Annotated in this window: 2 protein-coding genes and 1 pseudogene; 1 reads left to right on the top strand and 2 read right to left on the bottom strand. The window is 46.2% G+C overall.

All coding sequences use genetic code 11. The annotated features are described in order from the left end of the window. Positions 1-1,621 (bottom strand): PAS domain S-box protein (locus tag V6C93_RS36935; RefSeq protein ID WP_333481678.1); only part of this gene is annotated, 1,621 nt, incomplete at its 3' end. A 731-nt stretch (positions 1,622-2,352) separates the two neighbouring features. Between V6C93_RS36935 and V6C93_RS36930 the strand changes: the two genes are divergently transcribed. Further along, a complete protein-coding gene (locus V6C93_RS36930; protein ID WP_333481677.1) occupies positions 2,353-2,838 on the top strand; it encodes a hypothetical protein in 486 nt (161 codons plus the stop codon). A 209-nt stretch (positions 2,839-3,047) separates the two neighbouring features. Here the strand turns inward: V6C93_RS36930 and V6C93_RS36925 are convergent. Beyond that, positions 3,048-3,313, bottom strand: a pseudogene (locus tag V6C93_RS36925) (serine/threonine-protein phosphatase); the annotation flags it as partial.

Here is a 3,313-nt window from a genome sequence, read left to right as displayed (position 1 = left end):
GCATAGAATCCATTAATTTTGACCAATCTTCTCTCAGAAACTCTAAATCGATTTCCTCTACGAAAGCTTGAATGTCTGGTGTAGAATCTGGATACGTTTGCTGATAGAGTTCGATAAGTTCCAGCAAGTCTTGGAAGTATTCTCGCGCCGGAGTGAGATTGCCAGCAATAAAGCTTGCCGGGTTATTAATTTCGTGGGCAACGCCTCCCACCATTCGCCCTAAACTGGACATTTTTTCAGTTTGAATCAGTTGGGCTTGAGTGTGTTGCAATTTTTTCAGGGCAAGTTTGAGTTGTTGCGCCTTTTCTCGTTCTCCTGCTTCGGATTGTCGCAGAGCTTCTTCGGCTTGTTTGCGATCGCTAATATCCCGCACGATTGCGATCAGTTCATCGCTATCTTTGGCGACGAGGCGCGCTTCATAATTGTAGACTTTGCCATTCCGAACTAGTTGATATTCTATCGTTTGGGTCTCTCCCGACGCGATCGCTCGTGCTTGTGCTTGCAGCATCGTCTGTGCCAACTCTGGCGGTAAAACCTCTTGCACGTTTTTCCCAATCAATTCGCTGGGTGGTATTAGGGTTTCGATAGTTTTAGCAGGTTTACAGTCGAGAAAAGTGCCATCGGCATGACAACGGTAGATTAAATCGGGTATGGCGTTGAGCAGGGCACGATTAGTTGTGAGGCTCTGACATAGCGCTTCTTCTGCCACCTTACGCTCAGTGATATCCGCGATCGATCCAACCCTACGCACTGGGTTTCCCCTGCTGTCCCAAACGGCTTGTCCTCGTGACAACATCCACTTGTACGTGCCATCTTTACACCGCATCCGATACTCGGCAATATAGTGTGGGGTTTCGCGATGCAGATGAGATTGGATAGCGCCAATCATACCAGGGCGATCGTCAGGGTGGATGAGCTTCACCCATTGCTCGTAGTGCTGTAATTCGCGATCGAGATACCCTAGCATGTCTAGGCATCGGGGAGAGAGAAAAAGCTGATTAGTAATGAGATCGTGGTCCCAGATACCATCATTGCTACCCTGGAGGGCTAACTGCCAACGTTCTTCACTCTTTCTCAACTCTTTCTCGATCAGATTCTTCTCCGCAATCTCTTGAGACAGAAGTGCATTTTGCTCTTGGAGTTGCTTTGTCAAAAAACGTAAGTGCAGGTGAATTTTGACGCGACCTAAAACTTCGTCTAACTGAATTGGTTTGCTGATATAGTCTACTGCACCAAGCGCCAGTCCTTTAACCTTTTCCATTGGCTGAGAAGAATCCGCAACAGCCGTCATAAAAATGACTGGGATATCTTTCGTTTTTTCCCAAGCTTTCAGGTAACGGCACGTTTCAAAGCCGTCCATTCCCGGCATGACAACATCTAATACAATCAGATCTGGAACAACGTTTTCCAGAACGGCTAGGGCTGTTTTACCGCTTTTGGCAGCCATGACATCAAACCCAGACTGTATCAAAAAATCAGACAGTAACTTCAGATTGGCGAGGGTATCATCCACTACCAAAATTTTGGCTTTTGGGGAGTAGCTAGTGGGGAGATCGAATTGAGATATCTGCAAATCCAACCCATTGCCTCGATCGGGTTCAACGTCCTGGTGTGACAGCATCTCTTTATTGCTTCCTAGCCGTGATTTCCGTTTTAATTATGATTTTTCTAGAAAATAGCGGTCAACTAACTTTACTACATCTTCATATTCAAAGCTGTCAGCTAATTTCAGAATTCTATCAGTAAACTTAGTATACTTATAGTCTAATTTTTGAAGTGGAACAACTTCCTATTTTATTCCTTCAATATAACCAATTTGAGCCGCTTCATACAGAGGAGTGAGTTCCTCGAATGGGGGTAATACCATTTTTGCGATCGCTTACCGTTCGTGGTAGATTGCTGCGTCCAGACAGTTTTCAGCGTTGGTGGTATTGGAATTCTTATATATTAATAGCAAATCTAAATAATTCTTCAATATTTTTATTAGTTCTTCAGCTAAAAAGCATTACCAATCTAGCCGTGTGAAAAGCTTTTCTCTCAATTTCTGAACAGAACCCTCATGAACGTGAATGCATAAGTGGTAGAGCTTCAGAGGTATCGATCTGACACAGGCTGGCATCTCGTTGGGTTCATCCCACCTCGAAGTCAAAATTAGACTTCTTGCATAAATGCCAAGGCTAAAGCTGATAAGTAATCAGCGGTTATGCAGTCTAAATCCGCACAGACTCCACCTAGGTTTTCTGTCAGTGACCCATGGTCTGTAGCTTACAGCAACCCAGCTTTAGCTGGTTTTTGCCTTAGCCTGCTATCTCAGGATTGACAAGTTTAGTTCTAGTTTGGAATCAATCTCCTATGATCCACCACATTTCCATTCCCGCCGAGAACCCTCGTCACGTTGCCGAAGTCCTCGCAGAAATCTGGAACGGTAAAGCGGCTCTCTTTCCACCGAATCCCGGTAGTTATATCGTCTTTCCTGGCGATGAGTACGGTTCAGCCATTGAAGTTTACCCTCTGGGAACTGAACTTGTACCGGGTGATGGGGATGAACAGGTGGCATTTGTGCAGAAGGCTAGTTCTTCTCGGTTTATCGCTACCCATGCTGCCGTCTCTGTCCCAACTAGCCAGGAGCAAATCGAGGACATTGGTCGGCGTGAAGGGTGGCGAGTCGTGCGCTGCAACCGCGACTCGTTTTTCGATGTAATTGAGTTGTGGGTGGAAAACTGGCTGATGATAGAACTACTACCACCGGCGCTTGCTCAGCAATATATCGCGTTTACTCGACCACAAAACGTGGAGAAGTTTTTTGCACCAGCCGACTTAATGACAACCGGGTCGTAAGAGAAAGCACAATGTCCGGCTGATGACCCTTTATAAAAGAATAAAAGCATGTCGGTAGCGATCGCTTCAGCGCCCACTCTTGGAGGACTAAAGTCCTCACTACAAACATCCCAAATTGTAGCTGCGAAGCATTTGTACCAAGATTTACAGCGACATCAGGGTACTTTTATACAAATGCTTTGCCCTATCGGGAGATTGGTAAAAAAGGGTTACGATCGCGTTTGTGAATCAGGTGGCGCTTGGCTCGTGGACTGGGGTTTCTGTAACTGTTCCAACTTAAAAAAGCGATCGTGCAATTGCTTAAACCCATCAGGATTCAAGAGCCACTGCGCTGTCAATAAAGCAGCACCTGCCGACGCTAGCACCATCAACACGCCCACAATTCCCACAATCGTCTTGACCCATTCTCCGCTCCCACTGGGCGTTGGAGCCGGTTGTTCGGTTGGCTCTGGTGTTGCAGGTTCGCTCACCTCCG

It is taken from the genome of Allocoleopsis sp., assembly GCF_036703385.1.
Classification (GTDB): Bacteria; Cyanobacteriota; Cyanobacteriia; order Cyanobacteriales; family Coleofasciculaceae; genus Allocoleopsis.
This window is presented reverse-complemented; position numbering and strand designations above follow the sequence as displayed.

Bases quoted from the DNA above. Each gene is read 5' to 3' on its own strand.
- V6C93_RS36930 (WP_333481677.1), top strand. From the start codon at position 2,353: ATGATCCACCACATTTCCATTCCCGCCGAGAACCCTCGTCACGTTGCC.